The sequence below is a fragment of the Streptomyces sp. NBC_01465 genome (genome assembly GCF_036227325.1).
In the GTDB taxonomy this organism is placed as follows: Bacteria; Actinomycetota; Actinomycetes; order Streptomycetales; family Streptomycetaceae; genus Streptomyces.
Window position 1 is genome coordinate 1,680,479 of sequence record NZ_CP109467.1, and the last position, 20,567, is coordinate 1,701,045.

The 20,567-nt window shown below is 71.3% G+C and carries 19 protein-coding genes; 5 read left to right on the top strand and 14 right to left on the bottom strand.

What is annotated here, in order from left to right; genetic code table 11:
* Nucleotides 1-605: 605 nt before the first annotated feature.
* The 4 genes from OG707_RS07720 to OG707_RS07735 form a co-directional block, all read right to left on the bottom strand.
* Nucleotides 606-1,775 (bottom strand): SWIM zinc finger family protein, encoded by a 1,170-nt coding sequence (locus tag OG707_RS07720; RefSeq protein WP_329115753.1) that lies wholly within the window; start codon nt 1,773-1,775, stop codon nt 606-608.
* Nucleotides 1,772-4,588, bottom strand: a complete 2,817-nt coding sequence (locus OG707_RS07725; RefSeq protein WP_329115755.1) for a DEAD/DEAH box helicase — start codon at nt 4,586-4,588, stop codon at nt 1,772-1,774. The genes OG707_RS07720 and OG707_RS07725 overlap by 4 nt, the downstream gene beginning before the upstream one ends.
* A gap of 97 nt (nt 4,589-4,685) precedes the next feature.
* Complete coding sequence (locus tag OG707_RS07730; RefSeq protein ID WP_329115758.1) at nt 4,686-4,949, bottom strand: hypothetical protein; 264 nt, start codon at nt 4,947-4,949, stop codon at nt 4,686-4,688.
* A 105-nt stretch (nt 4,950-5,054) separates the two neighbouring features.
* Nucleotides 5,055-6,527: a carboxylesterase/lipase family protein gene (locus OG707_RS07735; protein ID WP_329115759.1), complete on the bottom strand. Its 1,473-nt coding sequence runs from the start codon at nt 6,525-6,527 to the stop codon at nt 5,055-5,057.
* Between the two features lie 185 nt (nt 6,528-6,712).
* Between OG707_RS07735 and OG707_RS07740 the strand changes: the two genes are divergently transcribed.
* The gene (locus OG707_RS07740) at nt 6,713-7,111 is read left to right on the top strand and encodes a RidA family protein (RefSeq protein WP_329115761.1); all 399 of its coding nucleotides are present in this window, start codon (nt 6,713-6,715) and stop codon (nt 7,109-7,111) included.
* 105 nt (nt 7,112-7,216) lie between these two features.
* Complete coding sequence (locus OG707_RS07745) at nt 7,217-7,561, top strand: hypothetical protein (protein ID WP_329115763.1); 345 nt, start codon at nt 7,217-7,219, stop codon at nt 7,559-7,561.
* A gap of 72 nt (nt 7,562-7,633) precedes the next feature.
* Here the strand turns inward: OG707_RS07745 and OG707_RS07750 are convergent, their stop codons facing one another.
* From OG707_RS07750 to OG707_RS07760, 3 genes are all read right to left on the bottom strand, one after another.
* Entirely contained in the window at nt 7,634-8,086 is a 453-nt protein-coding gene (locus OG707_RS07750) for a DoxX family protein (RefSeq protein WP_329115765.1), read from the bottom strand.
* Nucleotides 8,087-8,152: 66 nt separating this feature from the next.
* Nucleotides 8,153-8,854, bottom strand: a complete 702-nt coding sequence (locus OG707_RS07755; RefSeq protein WP_329115767.1) for a class I SAM-dependent methyltransferase — start codon at nt 8,852-8,854, stop codon at nt 8,153-8,155.
* Between the two features lie 36 nt (nt 8,855-8,890).
* On the bottom strand, nt 8,891-9,790 hold the full coding sequence (locus OG707_RS07760; protein ID WP_329115769.1) for an acyltransferase domain-containing protein: 900 nt from the start codon (nt 9,788-9,790) through the stop codon (nt 8,891-8,893).
* Between the two features lie 51 nt (nt 9,791-9,841).
* Between OG707_RS07760 and OG707_RS07765 the strand changes: the two genes are divergently transcribed.
* Entirely contained in the window at nt 9,842-10,114 is a 273-nt protein-coding gene (locus OG707_RS07765; protein ID WP_329115770.1) for a DUF6343 family protein, read from the top strand.
* Here OG707_RS07765 and OG707_RS07770 read toward each other — a convergent pair.
* The 6 genes from OG707_RS07770 to rpsA all read right to left on the bottom strand — a co-directional run bounded on the left by OG707_RS07770 (nt 10,111) and on the right by rpsA (nt 15,926).
* Entirely contained in the window at nt 10,111-10,509 is a 399-nt protein-coding gene (locus OG707_RS07770) for a tetratricopeptide repeat protein (protein WP_329115772.1), read from the bottom strand. The genes OG707_RS07765 and OG707_RS07770 overlap by 4 nt on opposite strands.
* Nucleotides 10,510-10,568: 59 nt before the next feature.
* Nucleotides 10,569-10,937 carry a DUF3592 domain-containing protein gene (locus tag OG707_RS07775; RefSeq protein WP_329115774.1) on the bottom strand — a complete coding sequence of 123 codons (369 nt, stop codon included), beginning with the start codon at nt 10,935-10,937 and terminating at the stop codon, nt 10,569-10,571.
* A 52-nt stretch (nt 10,938-10,989) separates the two neighbouring features.
* Entirely contained in the window at nt 10,990-11,589 is a 600-nt protein-coding gene (gene coaE / locus OG707_RS07780) for a dephospho-CoA kinase (RefSeq protein WP_329115775.1), read from the bottom strand.
* A gap of 9 nt (nt 11,590-11,598) precedes the next feature.
* The gene (locus OG707_RS07785; protein ID WP_443071475.1) at nt 11,599-12,480 is read right to left on the bottom strand and encodes a PAC2 family protein; all 882 of its coding nucleotides are present in this window, start codon (nt 12,478-12,480) and stop codon (nt 11,599-11,601) included.
* 151 nt (nt 12,481-12,631) lie between these two features.
* Entirely contained in the window at nt 12,632-14,158 is a 1,527-nt protein-coding gene (locus tag OG707_RS07790; RefSeq protein WP_329127668.1) for a flavin monoamine oxidase family protein, read from the bottom strand.
* 253 nt (nt 14,159-14,411) lie between these two features.
* Nucleotides 14,412-15,926, bottom strand: a complete 1,515-nt coding sequence (rpsA, locus tag OG707_RS07795; RefSeq protein ID WP_329115779.1) for a 30S ribosomal protein S1 — start codon at nt 15,924-15,926, stop codon at nt 14,412-14,414.
* Between the two features lie 354 nt (nt 15,927-16,280).
* Here rpsA and OG707_RS07800 point away from each other — a divergent pair, with 354 nt between their 5' ends.
* Both OG707_RS07800 and hrpB read left to right on the top strand, forming a co-directional pair.
* Nucleotides 16,281-17,084, top strand: coding sequence for a class I SAM-dependent methyltransferase (locus OG707_RS07800; protein WP_329115781.1), 804 nt, complete (start codon nt 16,281-16,283; stop codon nt 17,082-17,084).
* 16 nt (nt 17,085-17,100) lie between these two features.
* Nucleotides 17,101-19,584 (top strand): ATP-dependent helicase HrpB, encoded by a 2,484-nt coding sequence (gene hrpB, locus OG707_RS07805; RefSeq protein WP_329115783.1) that lies wholly within the window; start codon nt 17,101-17,103, stop codon nt 19,582-19,584.
* On the opposite strand, the gene OG707_RS07810 is transcribed toward hrpB, so the two are convergent.
* On the bottom strand, nt 19,574-20,563 hold the full coding sequence (locus OG707_RS07810; protein WP_329115785.1) for a DUF3068 domain-containing protein: 990 nt from the start codon (nt 20,561-20,563) through the stop codon (nt 19,574-19,576). The two genes, hrpB and OG707_RS07810, sit on opposite strands and share 11 nt — an antisense overlap.
* Nucleotides 20,564-20,567 lie beyond the last annotated feature (4 nt).

Here is a 20,567-nt window from a genome sequence, read left to right on the forward strand (position 1 = left end):
GATGGACTCCGGCCATAGTGCGGAACCTGCTGGGTGAGCCTGACCTTTGGGGGCGTAATGCCCGGGATCGGGCCATGCCTGCCGTGCGGTTGTACGGGGCCGATCGCGTGGAGGTCGCTGAGCGGGGGACCAAGTTTGCTGCTGCTCGGCGGGCTGCCCTGCGGCGTGGGGTTGCCACTGTGCGTGAGGGGAGTACGGGGCGGAGCGCCGCTCTGTTGGCCATGGTTCGGGCCACGCCCATCGTTGTGCCGCGGCTCGCTCCTCGGACGCTTGCCGAGCGGGCCGTACGGCATCGGAATCTGATCGACGAGAAGTACGCGCGAGGGCGGGCCGGGTATGCCTCCGAGCCGGCCACCCTTGCCGGTGCGGATCCTGCTGCTCTTCCTCGGTGGATGGTCAACTACCTGCGCCATGCGCTGACTCGGTACGACGACCTGTTGCAGGGGCTGGCCGGAGGCGACGGGCGTGAGGAGGCTGAGGCGCTTCTGCGGCGGCGGGTTTATGGGGCCATTGCTGCCGTTTATCCGGAGTTGGGGGCCGAGTGTCGGCGCCAGCTTGGGGAGCGAGAGGGTGGATGAGCGCAGGGTGCGGGTGTTGGAGCTGCGCTAGTCGCGGTGGAGCGCGGACACCGCGTCCGCCTTCGGGTCGCCCCGGGGCCACCAGTCGTTCCGGCCCGGGTCCGACTCGTAGGCGTACCAGCGGTGGTCCGGTCCGAAGCGCAGCTGCATCGATCCGCCGGGGATCGTGAGGTGGTTGCGGGAGGGCTGGAAGCGGGGATAGCCCGCTGCGGCCAGGGCCGGGCGCGCCCGGTCGAAGGGGCCGGCCGGCGGGTCCCACTCCGTTTCCAGTACGGACAGACCCACGACTCCGCCCTGCCGCCAGGCCACGACCGCCCGGGCCAGGTCCGTGGGGGTGCGGCCGGTGGCCGCCGCCAGGTCCCGGTAGAGCGCACGGGTGGAGGCGGTGAGGCCCGCGGTGGGACGGGCCGCCGCCCTGCGGACCGCGTCCTGCCAGGTGGTGAGCGCGGCGACGGGATCGTGTCCGGTGGTGAGGAGCGTGTGCGCGCGGGCCGCCGCGTCCGTGGCCAGGTGGTCGAGGGCCAGGGCGTCGACCCCTGCGGGCGCGGTGGGGTACGCCGGGGGTGAGCCGGGGTGCGGGGGCACCTGGAGCGGGGGCGGCAGCGGCGGGAGGAACCGCTCAGCGAGGGCTTCCCGCGCCGGGATTCCGGGAGTCGGCGCCGCGGGCGGGGTCTCGCGGGCCGCGTGGGCGGCGTTGCGGTGCCCGAGTTCGTCGAGGAGTGCGTGCTCGGTCTTGCCCCGCATGAGGAGCAGGACGAACGGATCCTTGTCGAGGAGGGCCGCCGTCTCGTAGCAGAGGGCCGCCGCGTGCTTGCAGGGGCGGCCGCTGTCCGGGCACGAACACGACGGCAGGAGGTCGCCGCGCGAGGGCAGCAGCGCAACGCCCGCCTCGGCCGCGGCATCCACGAGCGAGTGCGGCATGTCCTTGTCGAGGAGGGCTGCCATATGGCCCGGCTGGGAGGCCGCCTCGTCGAGGAACTGGTTCCAGGCGTCCTCGGAGAGCGTGTGCATGCGCAGTTCGGTGCGGTACGGGCGCGGGCGGCTGCCTTGTACGTACGCGATGATCCGGCCCGGGGTGACGTGGACCGACACCACATGGCCGTCCTGCTGATAGGCCCTGCCCCGGGCCAGTCGTGCCGGGTCGATGGAGAGTGCCTCCAGCGCCTCCACCCAGGCGGTCCCCCACCAGCTGCTCATCCGGGCCTCCTCAGGGAGACCAGGTCGGCGAGTTCCCTGTCGCCCAGTTCGGTGAGGGCCGACTCGCCGGAGCCGAGGACGGCCTCCGCCAACGCCCGCTTGGATTCGAGCATTTCGGCGATGCGGTCCTCCACCGTGCCCTCGGCGATGATGCGGTGGACCTGGACGGGCTGGGTCTGGCCGATGCGGTAGGCGCGGTCGGTGGCCTGTTCCTCCACGGCCGGGTTCCACCAGCGGTCGTAGTGGATGACATGGGCCGCCCTGGTGAGGTTGAGGCCGGTGCCCGCCGCCTTGAGGGAGAGCAGGAAGACCGGGCAATCGCCGGACTGGAAGCGGTCGACCATCTCTTCGCGCTGGGCGATCGGCGTTCCCCCGTGCAGGAGTTGGGAGGGAATCCCGCGTGCGGCGAGGTGGTGGGAGAGGAGCTGCGCCATGGACACGTACTGCGTGAAGATCAGGACGGAGTCGTCCTCCGCGAGGATCGTGTCGAGGAGTTCGTCGAGGAGGGCGAGCTTGCCCGAGCGGCCGTTCAGCCGGGTGGGGCCTTCCTTCAGATACTGCGCGGGATGGTTGCAGATCTGCTTGAGGGCGGTGAGCAGCTTCATGATCCGGGCACGGCGGCCGATGCCCTCGTTGCCCTCGATCGCCGCCATCGACTCGCGGACCACTGCCTGGTAGAGCGAGGCCTGTTCGCGGGTGAGGGAGACCGGGTGGTCGCTCTCCGTCTTCGGCGGCAGCTCGGGGGCGATGCCCGGGTCGGACTTCTTGCGGCGCAGGAGGAAGGGGCGGACGAGGCGGGCCAGGCGCTCCACGGCCTGGTCCTCCTCCCCGTTCTCCACGATGCGGGCATGGCGGGCGCGGAAGGTCTTGAGGGGGCCGAGCAGACCGGGTGTTGTCCAGTCGAGGAGCGCCCACAGCTCGGAGAGGTTGTTCTCGACGGGCGTGCCCGTCAGGGCGACGCGGGCCGGCGATGGGATCGTGCGCAGGGCCTTCGCCGTCGCCGCGTTGGGGTTCTTGATGTGCTGCGCCTCGTCGGCGACGACCATCCCCCAGTCCTGGGTGGCCAGTTGGGCGGCGCTGCTGCGCATCGTTCCGTACGTGGTGAGGACGAAGCCGCTCTCGTCGAGGACATCCAGCGAGCGGTCCGCGCCGTGGAAGCGGCGCACGGGCACGCCGGGCGCGAAGCGGGTGATCTCGCGCTGCCAGTTGCCCATCAGGGAGGCGGGGCAGACCACCAGGGTCGGTTCGCTGCGGGCCCGGTGGAGGTGGAGGGCGATCACGGTGATCGTCTTGCCGAGGCCCATGTCGTCGGCGAGGCAGCCGCCCAGGCCCAGCGACGTCATCGTGTCCAGCCAGGACAGGCCGCGCAGTTGGTAGTCGCGGAGGGTGGCGTCCAGGCCGGGCGGCTGGGGCAGCGGGGGCAGCTCTCCGGTGAGCCGCGCGTGGAGGGTGGCGAGCGCGCCGACGGGGACCGCCTCGACTGTCTCTCCGTCGATCTCCGCGCTGCCGGTCAGGGCCACGGAGAGCGCGTCGACCGGCTCCAGGAGGCCCAACTCCCGCTTCCGCGCCTTGCGTACGAGCGCCGGGTCGACCACCACCCACTGGTCGCGCAGCCGCACGATCGGGCGGTGCGACTCCGCGAGGATGTCCATCTCGGAATCGGTCAGCTTGTCCTCGCCGAGGGCCAACTGCCAGCTGAAGGAGAAGAGTTCCTCCGCGTCGAAGAACGAGGTCCCGTCGGTCGCCGACCCCGGCGCCGGGCGCACCACCGCCGTCGCCGTCAGGGAGCGGGCCAGCTCGCGCGGCCAGTGCACGGCCACGCCGGCGGCCGCCAGCTGGGCCGCGGCCGGCCCGAGCAGTTCGTACAACTCCTCCTCGGTCAGCGGCAGTACGTCGGGGACGCGCCGCTCCAGGAGCTCGGCCAGCGGAGGCCAGACGCGGGCCGCCCGGCGCAGCGCCAGTACGGCGTCGATCCGCACCCGCGGCCCGAAGTGCTCGTCCCCGTCGCCCGCCCACAGGCGGCCCGCGTCCAGGACGAGCGTCGGGTCGGCGAGGCTGTGCACCTGCACGATGGCTGCGCCCGCGTGCCGCTCGCCCTGCTCGGCGTCCGGGGCGTGGTCGAAGAGGTCGTACCCGGAGAAGTCGAGCCGCAGCGAGATCTGCACCCCCGCGTCCGTGCCCGCCGCGACCTCCACCGCCCATTCGCGCAGTCCGGGCAGATGCTGGGGCTCCTGCGCCGCATACGGGGCGCCTTCGGCGTGCGCCGCAGCCGGGGTGCGCGGCAGGGTGTCGGCGACCGCGTCGAGGAACGACCGTACGAGCGCTTCCGGTTCGGGGACCTGGAGCGGTGTCCGGCCGGGCAGCGGCACCGCGTGCGCCTGCGAGGGCATCGCCGCCGCGACGGCGCGCAGGTGCGCCACGTCCTCGGCGTCGAGCGGTCCCGCCCGCCAGGCGTCGTGGTCGTCGGCGGTGAGCCCCGGGAGGAACCGCCCGCGCGCCGCGAGCTGCAGCGCATGCAGTGCGGCCGCACCCCAGCAGCGGGCCGCCGGGTGGGCGACCGGGCTGTGCCGGGCGGCGACCAGTACCGGCAGCGCCTCGGCCACAGTGAGAGTCACGGCCGGGACCGTACGCCGGCGAGCCGCCGCGCCCTGGAGCGTGACGACCGTGAGCTCGTCGGGCCCCGGCGGCAGTGCGCCGTCCGGGTCCCAGAAGGCGAACCGGCCCTCGCGCGGCACGGCCCCGGGCAGGAAGACGGCCGCGCGGCGCACGAGCGTCGCGGAATCGGTCTCCAGCGTCTCCCCCACGTCGCTCACCCGCCCCTCCCCGCTCAAGATCTGATGTCTCTCCGAGTCTAGGCGCGGGGTCTGACAACGCCCGCGACCAGGCCGTCCACGCAGGTCAGGGGTGCGGTCAGAGTGTGCTCGTCACCTGCTGCAGCACATGGTCGAGGAGCGTTTCGACCAGCTGCTTCGACTCCTCGTCGAGGTCGTCGTCCTCGGGGAGCTCCAGGACTGTCCCCCAGGGGGACTCCGTGAGCCCTGCGTCCCTGGCGATCGCGTACGCCTCGAGATTGTCGGTGATCATGGTCAGCAGCTGCTGGAACCGCTCCTCGCCCAGCCGGGTCCGGAGCTGCTCCATCAGCAGCACGGTGTAGGAGTCCGCCTCGTCGCTCATGACGGAAACCGTAGGCAACCGGCTCGCACAGCGGGCCCGTATCCCTGCTCGACCACTCGTACGAGTGCACGAGCCGCATCGGCGCGCGCCGTCGGCGCGCGGGTCTCAGCGCACGCCGTCCCAGAGCTGCCGCTCCGCCGCCCGCGGGTCCGACTCGGGCGCCGCCAGGACCGCGCCGTCACCGAAGACCATCGTGGTGCGGGTGGCGGTGTCGTACGGCTCCCAGCCCGGATCCCCGGTCGTCGCGAAGGCCACCCACGCCCCGTGCACGGCGTCCGCCAGCGCCTGCGGAGCCCGGTCGCCGATCATCGCCGCGTATCCCGGATCCGCCAGATTGTCGAAGACGAAGGCCAGCTCGGAGGCGTGGCAGGCGCCGAGCCTGCCCCCGAACTGCGGGGAGCACCAGGCGAATTCGTACACATGCGATCCCGGAACCGACTCCGCGAGCCTGATCGCCGGAATCCGGTAGAACCAGTCCGTCCCGACCGCCTCCAGGACCTCGCCGGGCGTCGCGTCCTCCCGCGCGGCCCGGTAGGCGGCAGGGCCCTTCTCCGGGTCGAGCCCGTAGACCGACGCACCGAGTTGCACCCGCTCCTCGGTGATCGCGTCGAGCCGCTCGGTCGGTACGAGGAAGAGACGGTTCTCCTCACGGTTGCTGCCGACCAGCAGTTCGACACCGCAGTCGGGTCCCGGGAGCACGAGTCCGTCGGTGACCGGCTCGAAAGGCATCGCGTTGAGCGCCGCGTCGCCCCACACCGCCGGGTCCGGGCGCACCGCGAGATCGACCCTCAACATGGCCTGTGCCGCGATCAGTTCGTCCATCGGTACGTCGGCGAAAGCGGCGGCCGTCGCTTCGATCCCGAGCTGCTCCGCGAGCCGCGCCGTCACCATCCGCGCCGACGCGGGCCGCAGGAAGTGGTGCGCGCCCCCGCTCTGCAGGACCGCCCGCCGGAAGAGTCCGCGCGCCCGCTCCATCCCGAGCAGGACGCCGATCGCCATCGCGCCCGCCGACTCCCCGAAGACGGTGACCCGGTCCGGGTCCCCGCCGAAGGCCGCGATGTTGTCGCGCACCCACTCCAGGGCAGCGATCTGGTCGAGCAGCCCCCGGTTGTCCGGCACCCCGTCCAGGTGCAGGAATCCGTCCACGCCCAGCCGGTAGTTGACCGTCACGCACACCACACCGTCGCGCGCGAAGGCGCTGCCGCTGTACGCCGTCGCCGATCCCGAGCCGTTGGAGAAGGCCCCGCCGTGCAGCCACACCATCACCGGAAGGCCGCCGTCCGGAGCCGGGGCCGGGTGCGGGGTCCACACATTGAGGTTGAGGCAGTCCTCGCCCTCGATGAAGTCCTCGGGGATCAGTACGTCGAAGGGGGGCGCGTACGGGGCCTTGGGCACCGTCGGACCGTACGCGAACGCATCGCGCACCCCGTCCCACGCCTCCGCCGGCACCGGCTCCCGGAACCGGCGCTCCCCGAACGGCGGCCGCGCATAAGGAATCCCGAGGAACGACGCCACCCCGGACGCCTCGTCAAGACACCCACGGACCGCACCCTGCCGGGTCTCGCACACCGGGTTCATACAGCTCGGATCCCCTCAGTCACCCGCTCGAACGAGCCCCGCACCAGGCTCTGCCCTCTCTCGTACCCCGCCGCCCGCCTCCCTGTAAAGATCCCGGCGGGCGCCGCGAAAATCGGCTGACGCGGCGGGCGCGACCGTGCAGGGTGAGGTCGCCCGGTCCACGCCCAACCGCAGGAGACGACCCCATGGTCCAGCGCACCACCGTGCCCACCCTCTTTCCGCCCCCCATGTACGCCCACGCCGCCGTCGTCGAGGCTGGGGAGCGCCTCGCCTTCATGGCCGGGTCCGTGCCCCTCGACCCCGAGGGCAATCTGATCGGCGAGGGCGACCCGGTCCGTCAGGCGGAGCAGGTCATCGCCAACCTCGACGAGGCGCTGCGGGCCGTCGGCAGCGACCTCTCGCGGACCGTCGCCACCACGGTGTACGTCGTCGCCGACGAGCCCGCGGCCCTCACGGCGGTCTGGGAGGTCGTACGGGCCTCCGGCCTCAGCGACGGGCCCCACACCTCGACCCTCCTCGGCGTCTCCTGCCTGGGCTACACCGGGCAGCTGGTGGAGATCACCGCGACCGCCGTCGTGCCGTAGCGGGAGCGCGGGGTCCCCCGGGCGGCGGAGCCCCGGATGCCGTGCGGCCCAGGTCGCGGCAGGGTTGCTTGCACCAGTGACTCTCCGTACAGACGAGGACCGCACATGTCCGATCCCCGGCACCGGCGTCTCGGCATCATCGCCGGGGCGATGCTCCTGCCCCTCGCCGTCGCGGGCTGCTCCGGCCTCGGCCGCAGCGCCGTCGGCACCATTTCGTACAAGATGGGGGACGGCAGGATCATCAGCGAGACCAGCCCGTCCGTCCGCGGCTGCCATGTCCTCCTGGGCGACGGCGGCGCCAAGGAGATCCTCAACAACACCCTGGTCGACCTGGTGATGTACCCCAACGCGGACTGCACCGGCGAGCCGTCCGCCTACTCGGCGACCACGCTGACCAACCGGGTCGCGCCGTCCTCCAAGAACTGGCACAGCTTCACGATCGTCCACTGATCGCACGCATGCCGACGGCCCGCCCCTGTGGTTCAGGGGGCGGGCCGTTCGGCGCGGTCGGCGGGCCTGGTGTCACGCCCGCCTGCGGACGAGTGTGACCAGGGCCTTCGCGTGGTGGCGCCGGGCCCGGGCGATGAAGACCAGCGGCACGATCAGGAGCAGGGGCATGAAGGCGTTGGCCGGGTCGAGCAGGGTCAGCTGGACGGTCGACGCGCCGATCATGAGCCCGATGTACGCCACCGCGGCGGCGCTGGCCAGCGCGGGGATGAAGAGCAGTGCCACGGCACCGGAGAACTCCAGGGCGCCGATGACGTACATCGACCAGTGGGCCCAGCCCATGCGGTCGAAGGACTCGACGGCGTCGGACTGCGCGATCAGCTTGGCGAAGCCGCTGAAGCCGTAGAGCAGGGCGAGCAGGATCTGGGCGGTGCGCAGGACGACGGCGCCGCGGGTGCGGGTGCGGGTCGTGCCGGTGGCGGGGGTGGCGGCTGCGTTGGTGTTCTGGCTGATCGTGACCTCGGACATGGTGGTCTCCTCCGGGAAGCGTTCTGTTTGGCTCTCGGAGATGTAGACGGGACCACCGCCCAAAACTCATCGCTGCGGCAGCGCGCGCACCCAAATTCCGTCGTCCGTCAGGTACTTGTCGACCTTCAGGCCCGCCTCGGCCAGCTCGTGCTCGAACTCCTCCTTGGCGAGCGGGCGCGACCGGAACGTCTGGGTCCAGGTCGCGTCGGGGTAGACGTACTCGCAGAACAGGGTGTCGAAGCCGTCGGCGGCCGGTGCCGCGGACTTGATCCGTACGATCCCGCCCGCGCCGTTGTCGCGTTCGCGCGGCAGATCGGTGTGCCAGTCGAGGCCCTCGCGCTGGATCAGGACGCAGCCGTCGTCCGTGACATGGCGGCGGCAGACACGCAGCATCTCCGCGCTGACCTTCGGGTCCGCGAAGTGCACCAGGAACGACGCGAGCATGACCACGTCGAAGGTCTCGCCGAGGTCGAGCGTCTCTATGGAGCTGCGGACCGTACGCACGCCGGGTATCTGCCCGACCGCCTCCAGCATCTCCGGTGACTCGTCGACCGCGGTGACCGCGAAGCCGTTCGCGACCAGGGGGCGTGTCACCCGGCCCGCGCCGCAGCCCAGTTCCAGGAGGCGCGCCCCGGCGGGGACGGCGCCCGCGATGATGTCCGGTTCGTCGCCGACGGGCAGCCGGCGGTAGAGGTCGACCGAGCAGCCGTCGGGCGTGCGCACCCCGGGGCCGGTCCCTCCATATCCCTCACGTGTCGTAGCGCTCATGTACCGCACAACGAACGGCCGTTCACCGGCGTTCCCTCACATCGCGAACCAGCCGTGTCCGATGTACCAGTGCCCGCCGGCCAGGAGGTGACCTGCGACGGCCCGCTCCACGGAGGTCCGCTGCGGGAGCGTCGCGGGGTCGAGGTCCGGGTTGCCGTAGACGAAGGAGACGGGTTCGCGGTCGCTGGGCTCCTCCGCCGCGTAGGCGGTGCGGAACAGCTCCTGGAAGCGCAGGATGTTGGAGCCGGCGGGCAGGTGGGACCGCAGCTGCGGATCGAGCAGCCAGGAGTGGCAGACGGCCACCCGGCTGGGCTCGTCGGGAAAGTGGCGTGCGAAGAATTCCCTGGCCTGAGCGATGGAGTCGGCGCAGGCGCGGGGCGTCAACGGCCCCAGGAAGTCCGGGATGTGGATGCTCAGACAGGGATCCCCGGGTGCGAACGGCAGCCCGGCCGCGCGGATCGCCTGCCCCGTACGCCCACCGAGCAGGGCGCGCTGGAAGTGCAGCCGCCCGAGCTGATAGATCTCCCCCCGGAAGTGCAGCCGCAGCCACCCCGGCACGCTCAGACCACCGACCCCGTACCGCCTGCGGTGGACGGCGATGTGCCGCCCCAGGTCGGCGAGGGTGTGCCGGGCGACGCGCTCGGGTATCCCGCGCTCCCGGTGATAGGCCCGGACGTACGGCAGCGCCGCGACGCACACGAAGACCGGAAACCAGCGCCGCAATTCCTCTCCCAACCCATCGGGCAGGGGCGGCAGTTCGGAGTAGACCTCCACCGTCCCCATGTCCCGCACGAGCGCCTCGACGGACCGCTCCAACAGCTCCGTCAGCGCGGGCGCGCCCGCGAATCTGCGGCCGAGGGCGACGAGTTCATTGATGTCCTCGTGCGGTACGGCCAGATCCAGCAGCACCGCGGGGAGATCTTCCATGGGCAGCATGCGCGTCACCCTAACCAGTACCGGGTACAACGTCAGTAAGAGGCGATGGCCATGCGCACAGGGAGTGAACCGACCACTGCACGCAGTCCCCTGCGGATGCGGTTCTGGCTGAGCATCTGGGGCCTGATCTGGGCGATCGGCGGCACGGTGGCCTTCACAGCGGCGGGCCGCCCCGGCTGGGCGGCGGCGTGCGGCGCACTGACGGCGGTCATAGCGGTGGACCTGACGATGATCGTCCACCACATCCACCAGGGCCCCCACTACCAGCCGGGCCGCGACATCCCCCCGTACGAACCGGACCGGGGCGACAACCGTCGTCGCTAGCGGCTCTCGCCGTCGAGACCGTCGGGGCCGTCCGGTCCCTCGAAGCGGGCGGCCTGCAGATACTCCGGCTTCGGGTCCAGGGCTGCCGCGAGGCGGAAGTGGCGGCGGGCCTGTTCCGGGCGGCCGGCTCGTTCGAAGGTGCGGGCCAGGGCGAAGTGGACGAACGCGTTGTCCGGTTCGCGCTCCAGGACCAGCTGGAACTCCAGCTCCGCCGGGCGCAGTTGGGCCGCCGCGAAGAAGGCGCGGGCGCGCAGCAGGCGGGCCGCCGTGTTCTCCGGGTGGGCCGCGATGACCTCGTCCAGCAGCTTCACGGCACCGCGCGGGTCCCGTGCGGCGAGCAGTTGCTCGGCGGCGCGGTAGTCGATGACATGGGTCTCTGGGGTGCTGTGGGACACGGTTGCATTCCTTCCCGGTACTCACCTGCGCAACGCATGATGCGGGCCACGTATTCCGGTCAGAGGCCCGCCACGATCAGTGCCAGGCCCAGGGTCAGCACCGCCGCCCCCGCCGCCACGAACCACCGGTCCGCGCCCGCCCGTTCGCGGCCGAGCAGGACCACGTCCCTCGGGTCGTCCGGGGCGTACGAGAGCTCGACGCGCGTCCCGGGCTCCAGCCGTGCGGGCGAGGGGATCTCCAGGACGCGGCCGTCGGCGGTCTCGAACTGCAGGAGCCGGCGGTCGGCGCCCGGTGGCGCCGGTTTCACCAGCGCCCAGGCGCGGAGGCCCGCCTCGCGGATGCGGCGGGTCTCTCGCAGCCCGTACGCACCGGCGAGCAGCGCGACCAGACCGCCGAAGGCGGTGAACCCCGCGAGGACGATCAGCACGGTCGCGATCGTAGTGCGGGGCGGCACCCCGCGGGGCGGCTTTGGTGAGGGGTTAACGCGCCGCGCGCTCGGTCAGTTCCGCCCAGACCTTGCGGACCTGCGGTTCCAGGGCGGACAGCGGGCCGTCGTTGTCGATGAGGAGGTCCGCGATCGCCCGGCGGTCGTCGCGGGTGGCCTGCGCCGCCATCCTGGCCCGCGCCTCGCCCTCCGCCATGCCCCGCAGCCGTACGAGACGGTCCAGCTGGGTCTCGGGGGCCGCGTCCACCACGACCACCAGGTCGTACAGCGGGGCCAGCGCGTTCTCCGTCAGCAGCGGTACGTCGTGGACGACCACGGAGCCGTCCGTCGCCGCCCCCTCCAGCTCCGCCGAGCGGGCGCCGACCAGGGGGTGCACGATCGCGTTCAGGGTCTGCAGCTTCGTCTGGTCGGCGAAGACGATCGAGCCCAGCTTCGGGCGGTCCAGCGACCCGTCCTCCGCGAGGACTTCCTCCCCGAAGGCTTCAACAACGGCCGCGAGCCCGGGAGTTCCGGGCTCGACGACCTCGCGCGCGATCTTGTCCGCGTCGATCAGCACCGCTCCGTACGAAGCGAGCAGCCGCGACACCTCACTCTTGCCGGCACCGATTCCGCCGGTCAGACCCACTTTCAGCATGGGCAGAGCCTAGACGTCGCCCTCCCGCTCCGCGAGGAAGCGTTCGAATTCGAGGCCGATCTCGTCCGCCGACGGCAGATCCACCGGCTCGGCGACGAGATTGCCGCGGGTCTCCGCTCCGGCCATCGCGTCGTACTGGTGCTCAAGGCCCTGGACCAGGGTGACGAGCTCCTCGTCGCCCTCGCCGATCTGGCGCTCGATCTCGTCCTGGGTGCGCTGCGCCTCCGTACGAAGGGAGTGCGCGACGCCCGGCAGCACCAGGCCCGTGGCCGCCGTGACCGCCTCCAGCGCGGTCAGCGCCGCGTCCGGGTAGGACGAGCGCGCCACATAGTGCGGTACGTGGGCGGCGACGCCCAGGACGTCGTGGCCGCTCTCCGCCAGCCGGTACTCGACCAGCGACTCCGCGCTGCCCGGGACCTGCGCCTCGTCGAACGGGGAGCGGTGGCCAGGCATCAGGTCCGTGCGGTTGCCGTGCGGGGTGATGCCGACCGGGCGGGTGTGCGGGACGCCCATCGGGATGCCGTGGAAGTTCACGGAGAGGCGTACGCCGAGGCGCTCGACGATCTGCTGTACGGCGAGGGCGAAGCGCTCCCACTCCACGTCCGGCTCGGGGCCCGACAGCAGCAGGAAGGGCGCGCCCGTGGCGTCCTGCACCAGGCGGACGTCGAGCGTCGGCGCCTCGTACGCCGACCAGTGGTCGCGCCGGAAGGTCAGCAGCGGACGGCGTGCGCGGTAGTCCACGAGCCGGTCGTGGTCGAAGCGGGCCACCACCTGGTGCGGGAGGCTCTCCAGCAGGTTGTCGACGATCTGCTCGCCGGTCTCGCCCGCGTCGATGTATCCGTCGAAGTGATAGAGCATGACAAGGCCCGCCGACTCCTGCGCCAGCGCCATGTCGACGACGGCGAGGCCCTTCGGCTCCCATTCATACAAATCCTGCGGATCAAGCACGATTACCGCTCCTCCTCGTGTTCATTGGGAAGAACGTGCCGAGGGACGCGGGCATTCCCCTCCCGCGCCCCTTCTCAGCAACCTTTCACCTGTGTCAGGCGAGAACCCTGGTGTGCAGCGCGGTCACCGCCTTGCGTGCGGAGGTGAACGCTCCGTGCTGCCAGGCGTCGGTGTAGCTGAGCCAGTCGCCCGCGAAGTAGACCCGCCCCGTGCCCTCGTTGAGCGGCTTGTAGCGCGGGTCGTCGGGGCCGCCGACGGTGTCGTGCCAGGCGGCTTCGAGGTGCGGGGTCTGGCGCCAGTGGTGGGAGAAGGAGGAGGCGAGTTCGGTGCGGTACTTGGGGCCGAAGATCTTGGCGCCCGCGGCCACCGCGCGCTTCTCGCGGTCGGCCGGGGAGAGCTTCGCATAGGAGTCCGCGTCGGTGTCGTAGTTGTAGTAGCCGATCATGACGCCGCGCTCGCCGTGGAAGCCGTACGACGGGTGCCAGATGTGGGTGACGTCCAGATCGGTCTCGGTGATGCCGCCGTAGATCCGGTGGTCCAGCTCCCACCAGCGCGACTTGTACTCGAGGCCGATCTTGCCCGCGGACTGCGGCTTGATCGCCTCCAGGGCGCCCTGCACGCCCGCGCCCAGGTTGTGCGGGATCTTGGCGAGGATGTTCGGCGGGAGCGCGCCGATGCAGTAGTCGGCGTCGATCTGCCGGGTCCGGCCGCCCTGCGTGTACGTCACCGAGACACCGTGCGCCTTGTCGGTGATCCGGGTGACGGCCGCCCCGGTGCGGATCTTGTGGGCGCCGATAGCCCTGGTCAGGGCCTTGGGTATCTGGTCCATGCCGCCCACCGGCTGGAACATCAGCATCGCCTGGTCGTAGCCGAACTCGAACGAGAAGTAGCGGCCGACACCGGTCGAGAAGATCTCCGACGCGGTCGGTACGTTCCCGAGCTCGACGCCCGGCGTGCCCGCGGCCGCCGGCACGGTGGTGAAGCCGCGGCGCTCGCTGCCCGTGTAGTCGAGCTTGTCGCCGAGTGCACCGAAGTCCTTCAGGAACTCGACGAGGCGCTCCTGGTCGGCGGCGTTGAGTTCCCGGTCCAGGGCGCCCTTGTTCGTGGCCTTGGCGAGGAGCTCGGACACGTAGCCGTACATGTCGGCCTTGGCGGTGCGGTAGCGCATCGGCGCCGTCATGCCGGCCGACTCGTTGTAGAGGTAGGCGTCCGCGTTGGTGTTGGTGAACACCTCGAGCGGGACGCCGAGTTCACGGCAGTAGTCGAGGGTGACCATCCACTGCGGGAGGCGGGCCGGGCCCGCGTTCATGTACTGGCCCTGGCTGAAGCGGGCCGTCTGGTGGTTGCCGTAGAGGTCGGTGGTGGAGTCTCCGCCGCGCACCGTGAAGTTGCGGCCGCCGGTGCGGTCCCTGGCCTCCAGAACCGTACAGTCGTAGCCCGCCTTGCCCAGTTCGTACGCCGCCGCGAGCCCGGCGATGCCGCCGCCGACGATGACGACCTTCGCCGCGCCCTTCCCGCCGCTCAGATGGAAGTCGCTCGCCCTGGGCGCGTGGAAGGCGGGTTCGCGGGTCGCGGCCTGCGCGGTCGGGGCGAGACCGAGGGCGCCCATGGTGGCGAACATCGCGCCCGCGCCGCCGGTGAGCCCGACGTTGCGCAGAAACCCGCGGCGGCTGGTTCCGGAGGTGATCGCATCCTGTGCCTGTGCCATGTTCAGGATCCCCTTCTGATCTTGGGTGCTTGCTGCGGGGATCCTGGCAACGGCCTGTTACGGGCCGTCAGTTACTCGTGTATCTCACAGGTAAACGCAAGTAAGGCCCGCTCCCAGAGGGAGCGGGCCTTACTTTCAGCTAGTTACCAGCTGACGGATCAGAGCTTCAGCTCTGGCCGCCCGCCAGCTTCTCGCGCAGGGCAGCCAGGGCCTCGTCCGACGCCAGGGCGCCGGAGTTGTCGTCCGACTCCGAGGAGTACGAACCACCCGAGATCGCGGCACCCGCACCGGCACCAGCACCGGCGGCGGGGGCGGCAGCACCCTCGGCCTCGGCGGCGGCGTCGGCCTCGCGGGACTTGATGACCTGGGCCTGGTGCTGCTCGAAGCGCGTCTGCGCCTCGGCGTACTGGGTCTCCCAGACCTCACGCTGCGACTCGAAGCCCTCGAGCCAGTCGTTGGTCTCGGGGTCGAAGCCCTCGGGGTAGATGTAGTTGCCCTGGTCGTCGTACGACGCGGCCATGCCGTACAGCGTCGGGTCGAACTCGACCGTCGCCGGGTCGGCACCGAAGGCCTCGTTGGCCTGCTTCAGCGAGAGGCTGATGCGGCGGCGCTCGAGGTCGATGTCGATGACCTTGACGAAGATCTCGTCGTTGACCTGGACGACCTGCTCCGGGATCTCCACGTGGCGCTCGGCCAGCTCGGAGATGTGGACCAGACCCTCGATGCCCTCGTCGACGCGCACGAACGCACCGAAGGGAACGAGCTTGGTGACCTTACCGGGAACAACCTGCCCGATCTGGTGCGTGCGGGCGAACTGCTGCCACGGGTCTTCCTGCGTCGCCTTGAGCGACAGGGAGACGCGCTCGCGGTCCATGTCCACGTCGAGAACCTCGACGGTGACTTCCTGGCCGACCTCGACAACCTCGGAGGGGTGGTCGATGTGCTTCCAGGACAGCTCGGAGACGTGCACGAGACCGTCGACGCCACCCAGGTCCACGAAGGCACCGAAGTTGACGATCGAGGAGACGACGCCGGAGCGGACCTGACCCTTCTGCAGGGTCGTGAGGAACGTCTGGCGAACCTCGGACTGGGTCTGCTCGAGCCAGGCACGGCGGGACAGGACCACGTTGTTGCGGTTCTTGTCCAGCTCGATGATCTTGGCCTCGAGCTCCTTGCCCACGTAGGGCTGGAGGTCGCGGACGCGGCGCATCTCGACGAGGGACGCCGGCAGGAAGCCACGGAGGCCGATGTCGAGGATGAGACCACCCTTGACGACCTCGATGACGGTACCGGTGACGATGCCGTCTTCTTCCTTGATCTTCTCGATGGTGCCCCAGGCGCGCTCGTACTGAGCGCGCTTCTTCGAGAGGATCAGGCGGCCTTCCTTGTCCTCCTTCTGGAGAACCAGGGCCTCGATCTCGTCGCCGACCTTGACGACCTCGTTCGGGTCGACGTCGTGCTTGATCGAGAGCTCGCGGCTCGGGATCACGCCTTCGGTCTTGTAACCGATGTCGAGGAGGACCTCGTCGCGGTCGACCTTGACGATCACACCGTCAACGATGTCGCCGTCGTTGAAGTACTTGATCGTCTCGTCGATCGCCGCGAGGAAGGCTTCCGCGTCGCCGATGTCGTTGACCGCAACCTGCGGAGTGGTGGCGGTGGTCTCGGTGCTGCTCGTCATGTGGGAAAAGGCTCCGGTGCGGACATTGAAGTCGTAGGTACTGCTACGCCGGGAACCCGTGTCACCACCGCAGAACGCCGGACAGCCCGGGAAGCGCCAGTCCGGAACTTCCCGGAGGCGCCTCGAGAACCGAGGAGACGTACCAACTGAGGCGAGCGCAGCCTGCTAGGTCTGAGGAGCGCAGGCTCGCAGCGCAACTTGTAGCATACGGGGGCAGCCGGACACGGTCAATGCGCGAAGGCGCACACCCGGGGCGGAACGCCCCATACCCGGCACAACTCGCGTTCCACAAGGCCACATCGGCCTCGGCAGCGCACTTCCGCAGACGATACAGCGACCTTGCAGACGGGCACGATGAGCGACGAATACGAGTCGGAAGCGACACGGCGTGACGCCGGATACACGGAGAGCACCGGAGCCAGCCGGGGCTGGTGGGACCGCAATGCCGACGAGTACCAGATCGATCATGGCTCCTTCCTGGGCGACGACCGGTTTGTCTGGGGTCCCGAGGGGCTCGACGAGGTGGAGGCCGAGCTGCTCGGCCCGGCGGAGTCCCTGAAGGGGCTCGACGTCCTGGAGATCGGCGCCGGAGCGGCCCAGTGCTCGCGCTGGCTGGCCGGCCAGGGGGCCCGCCCGGTCGCCCTCGACCTCTCCCACCGCCAGCTCCAGCACGGGCTGCGGATCGGCGGGGGCATCCCGCTGGTGCAGGCCGACGCGGGGGTGCTGCCCTTCCAGGACGGCTCCTTCGACCTCGCCTGCTCCGCGTACGGCGCGATCCCCTTCGTCGCCGACCCGGTGAAGGTGTTCAAGGAGGTCAGGCGGGTGCTGCGGCCCGGGGGGCGGTGGATCTTCTCCGTCACGCATCCCGTGCGCTGGGCGTTCCCGGACGAGCCCGGGCCCGAGGGGCTCACCGTCTCCTCCTCGTACTTCGACCGCACCCCCTATGTGGAGCAGGACGAGCAGGGGCGCGCCACGTACGTGGAGCACCACCGGACGCTCGGCGACCGGGTGCGCGACGTGGTCGCCGGGGGTTTCCGGCTGGTCGACATCGTCGAGCCCGAGTGGCCCGCCTGGAACACCTCGGAGTGGGGCGGCTGGTCCCCGCTGCGCGGAAAGCTGATCCCGGGGTCGGCGATCTTCGTCTGCGTACGCGACTAGGAGCGAGACTGGGGGCGTGATCCGCAGCGACGCCCTGGCCTCCCTTCCCGTACGCACCGCACTGCCCGCCCTGCAGCGGGCGCTGGACGAGCGGGGCGTCGCCGTGCTCTGCGCGCCTCCCGGCACCGGCAAGACGACGCTCGTGCCGCTGGTGCTCGCCGAGCGCGGAGCCCGCGTGATCGTCGCCGAGCCCCGGCGGATCGCGGCGCGCGCCGCCGCCCGGCGCATGGCCTGGCTGCTCGGCGAGAAGGTCGGCGAGAGCGTCGGCTTCACCGTGCGCGGCGAGCGTGTGGTGGGGCCGGGGACCGTCGTGGAGGTCGTCACCACCGGGGTGCTGCTCCAACGGCTGCAGCGGGACCCGGAGTTGGCGGGCGTCGATGTGGTGATGCTCGACGAGTGCCATGAGCGGCATCTGGACGCGGACACCGTCGCCGCTTTTCTGCTGGACGTACGCGGGGCTCTGCGGCCCGAGTTGCAGCTGATCGCGGCGTCCGCGACGACGGACGCGGAGGGCTGGGCGCGGCTGCTCGGGGACGCGCCGGTCGTCGAGGCGCAGGGCGTCGCGCATCCGGTGGAGGTGGTGTGGGCGCCGCCCGCGCGGCCGGTGCGACCGCCGCACGGAATGCGCGTGGACCCCGCGCTGCTGACGCATGTGGCGTCGGTGGTGCGGCGGGCGCTGGCGGAACGGGAGGGCGACGTGCTCTGTTTCCTGCCGGGGGTCGGCGAAATCGCCCGTGTGGCAGGGCAGTTGTCCGGCGTGGACGCCGAGGTGCTGCAGGTGCACGGGCGGGCTCCGGCCGCCGTGCAGGACGCGGTACTGGCCGGGGGTTCGTCGCGGCGGGTCGTGCTGGCGACGTCGGTGGCGGAGTCCTCGCTGACGGTGCCCGGGGTGCGCGTTGTGGTGGATTCGGGGCTGGCGCGGGAGCCGCGTACGGACCATGCGCGGGGGCTGAGCGCGCTCACGACCATACGGGCCTCGCAGGCGGCGGGACGGCAGCGGGCGGGGCGGGCCGGGCGCGAGGCGCCCGGGGCGGTCTACCGCTGCTGGACGGAGGCGGAGGACGGGCGGCTCGCGCGCTTCCCCTCACCGGAGATCAAGGTCGCGGACCTGGCCGCCTTCGCGCTGCAGGCGGCGTGCTGGGGTGATCCCTCGGCGGAGGGGCTCGCGCTGCTGGACGCGCCGCCCGCGGGGGCCATGGGGGCGGCACGGGAGGTGCTGGCGGCGATCGGCGCGGTCGACGCCGCGGGCCGGGCGGGCGAACGGGGCCTGCGGATGGCCCGGTTGGGGGTGCATCCCCGGCTGGCGCGGGCGCTGCTCGACGGGGCGCGGGAGGTCGGGGCGCGGCGGGCCGCGGAGGTCGTGGCAATGCTGAGCGAGGAGCCTCCGCGGGAGTACGGGGACGATCTGGCGGCGGCTTGGCGCAGGGCGCGGGCCGGCGGGGATCCGTATGCGGCGCGGTGGCGGCAGGAGGCGCGGCGGCTGGCGTCGGGGGTGTCCGGCGAGGGTTCCGGGCGGGGCTCGTCGGGCGACGATGCCGCGGCCGGGCTGGTGGCCGCGCTGGCGTTTCCCGAGCGGGTAGCTCGGGCTCGGGGCGACGGGGCTTTTCTCATGGTGTCCGGGACCGGGGCCGAGCTGGGTGACGGGTCCGGGCTGCGCAGTGCGGGCTGGCTCGCCGTGGCCGTCGCCGACCGGGGTGTGCTGGCCGCTTCCGCGCGGGTACGGCTCGCGGCGGTCGTCGACGAGGACACCGCGCGACTCGCCGCCGGGCATCTGCACTCCTCGGGCGAGGAGGTGCACTGGGACGGCGGGGACGTCGTCGCCCGGCGGGTGGAGCGGCTGGGTGCGGTGGAACTGGCGGTACGGAACTTGAAGGAGCCCGCGCCCGTTCTCGTAAGAGAGGCGCTGCTGGAGGGGCTGCGTACAGAGGGACTTGGGCTGCTGCGGTGGTCGCGGGACGCCCAGGGGCTGCGGGAGCGCCTCGCGTTCCTGCACCGGGTCGTGGGCGGCGGCTGGCCCGACGTGGCCGACGGGGCGCTGCTGGCTGCGGCCGACGGCTGGCTGGAGCCCGAGCTGTCGCGGGCGCGGCGCCGCGGCGATCTGGGGCGGATCGACGCCGGTCAGGCGCTGAACCGGCTGCTCCCGTGGGCCACCGGCGAGGCGGCCCGGCTCGACGAGCTCGCGCCCGAGCGCATCGAGGTGCCGAGCGGGTCGCGGATCCGTGTGGAGTACGGGGGTGAACAGCCGGTGCTCGCCGTGAAGTTGCAGGAGATGTTCGGGCTCGCGCAGACCCCGACGGTGGCCGGGGTGCCCGTCCTCGTCCACCTGCTGTCGCCCGCCGGGCGGCCGGCCGCGGTCACCGCCGATCTGGCGTCCTTCTGGAAGGACGGATACCGGGCGGTGCGGGCCGAGTTGAGAGGGCGTTACCCCAAGCACCCCTGGCCCGAGGACCCTTCGGCGGCCGCACCGACCCGGTTCACCAACGCCCGGCTCAAGCGGTGACGGGCTCCGGCTCCGCCTCGGGGACCTGCTCGGGTCCCGGGCGGCGGCTGCGGGCCTCCAGGAGCAGGGCGAGGGCGAGCAGGACCAGCCCCAGGCCCAGGGAGCCCCAGGGGACGTAGGACGTGAAGGCCTGGATCAGGACGCGGTTCTTCTTGACCAGGTTGTACGTGGAGTCGAGGTAGTCCTGGCGCATCTTGACGTGCCCGGAGAAGACCGTGACCTTGGGCTGGCCGAACAGCGCGGTGGCGTTGCGCAGCTCGTTCTGCTGGATCTCCTCCCCGTTGACGGGGCCGCCGGTGAGCGGGTCCACCCAGAACATCCGCTTGGTCTTGTACCAGCGGGTCAGCCCGGTCTGCTTGATGAGTGCGGGGGTGACGCCGTCGATCGGCATCGTCTTGGGCATCGCGACCTGTGTCCAGGGGATGTCCTGCTCGAAGTAGTAGACGTCCAGGCCGCGGTACTTCACGGTGCCCTTGTAGTGGATGGGGGAGGTTTTGCGGGTCTGCGCGTCGAAGTACTCGTAGTCGCGCTTCTCGGTCAGGAAGGGCCACTTGAACTCGATGCCGTCGCGGGAGACCGGGTCGCCGTCGACCATCTCGCCGGTCGCGTGCACGGGGGCCTGGCTGTGGGCGTCGAAGATGTAGCGCTCGGGAACCTTGGAGACCATTCCCCCCTTGGAGTCGACGATGTAGGAGAGCGCGTCCCAGACGACGACGTCCTTGCCCGCGCTCTTCTCGATCCGGTTCGACTCCTCCACATTGCCCTTGAGGGTCTGCACGATGGTGACCTTGGGGACCTTCTCGGCCTTCAGGCTGTCGTAGTTGATGAGGGTCGCGTCCTTCGCCTCCAGGACCGTCTCCTGGTACTGGTTGGCCGGGACCTTGGCGAGGCGCGGGAAGGCGTACCAGCGCACCAGTGGGGACAGGGCGGTGAAGAACACCGCGAAGGCGAGCAGGATCAGACTGGCTTTACGGCGCATGACC

Bases quoted from the DNA above. Each gene is read 5' to 3' on its own strand.
- OG707_RS07720 (WP_329115753.1), bottom strand. From the start codon at position 1,775: ATGAGCAGCTGGTGGGGGACCGCCTGGGTGGAGGCGCTGGAGGCACTC.
- OG707_RS07730 (WP_329115758.1), bottom strand. From the start codon at position 4,949: ATGAGCGACGAGGCGGACTCCTACACCGTGCTGCTGATGGAGCAGCTC.
- OG707_RS07735 (WP_329115759.1), bottom strand. From the start codon at position 6,527: ATGAACCCGGTGTGCGAGACCCGGCAGGGTGCGGTCCGTGGGTGTCTT.
- OG707_RS07740 (WP_329115761.1), top strand. From the start codon at position 6,713: ATGGTCCAGCGCACCACCGTGCCCACCCTCTTTCCGCCCCCCATGTAC.
- OG707_RS07745 (WP_329115763.1), top strand. From the start codon at position 7,217: ATGTCCGATCCCCGGCACCGGCGTCTCGGCATCATCGCCGGGGCGATG.
- OG707_RS07750 (WP_329115765.1), bottom strand. From the start codon at position 8,086: ATGTCCGAGGTCACGATCAGCCAGAACACCAACGCAGCCGCCACCCCC.
- OG707_RS07755 (WP_329115767.1), bottom strand. From the start codon at position 8,854: ATGAGCGCTACGACACGTGAGGGATATGGAGGGACCGGCCCCGGGGTG.
- OG707_RS07760 (WP_329115769.1), bottom strand. From the start codon at position 9,790: ATGCTGCCCATGGAAGATCTCCCCGCGGTGCTGCTGGATCTGGCCGTA.
- OG707_RS07765 (WP_329115770.1), top strand. From the start codon at position 9,842: ATGCGCACAGGGAGTGAACCGACCACTGCACGCAGTCCCCTGCGGATG.
- coaE (WP_329115775.1), bottom strand. From the start codon at position 11,589: ATGCTGAAAGTGGGTCTGACCGGCGGAATCGGTGCCGGCAAGAGTGAG.
- OG707_RS07785 (WP_443071475.1), bottom strand. From the start codon at position 12,480: ATGGCGCTGGCGCAGGAGTCGGCGGGCCTTGTCATGCTCTATCACTTC.
- OG707_RS07790 (WP_329127668.1), bottom strand. From the start codon at position 14,158: ATGTTCGCCACCATGGGCGCCCTCGGTCTCGCCCCGACCGCGCAGGCC.
- rpsA (WP_329115779.1), bottom strand. From the start codon at position 15,926: ATGACGAGCAGCACCGAGACCACCGCCACCACTCCGCAGGTTGCGGTC.
- OG707_RS07800 (WP_329115781.1), top strand. From the start codon at position 16,281: ATGAGCGACGAATACGAGTCGGAAGCGACACGGCGTGACGCCGGATAC.
- OG707_RS07810 (WP_329115785.1), bottom strand. From the start codon at position 20,563: ATGCGCCGTAAAGCCAGTCTGATCCTGCTCGCCTTCGCGGTGTTCTTC.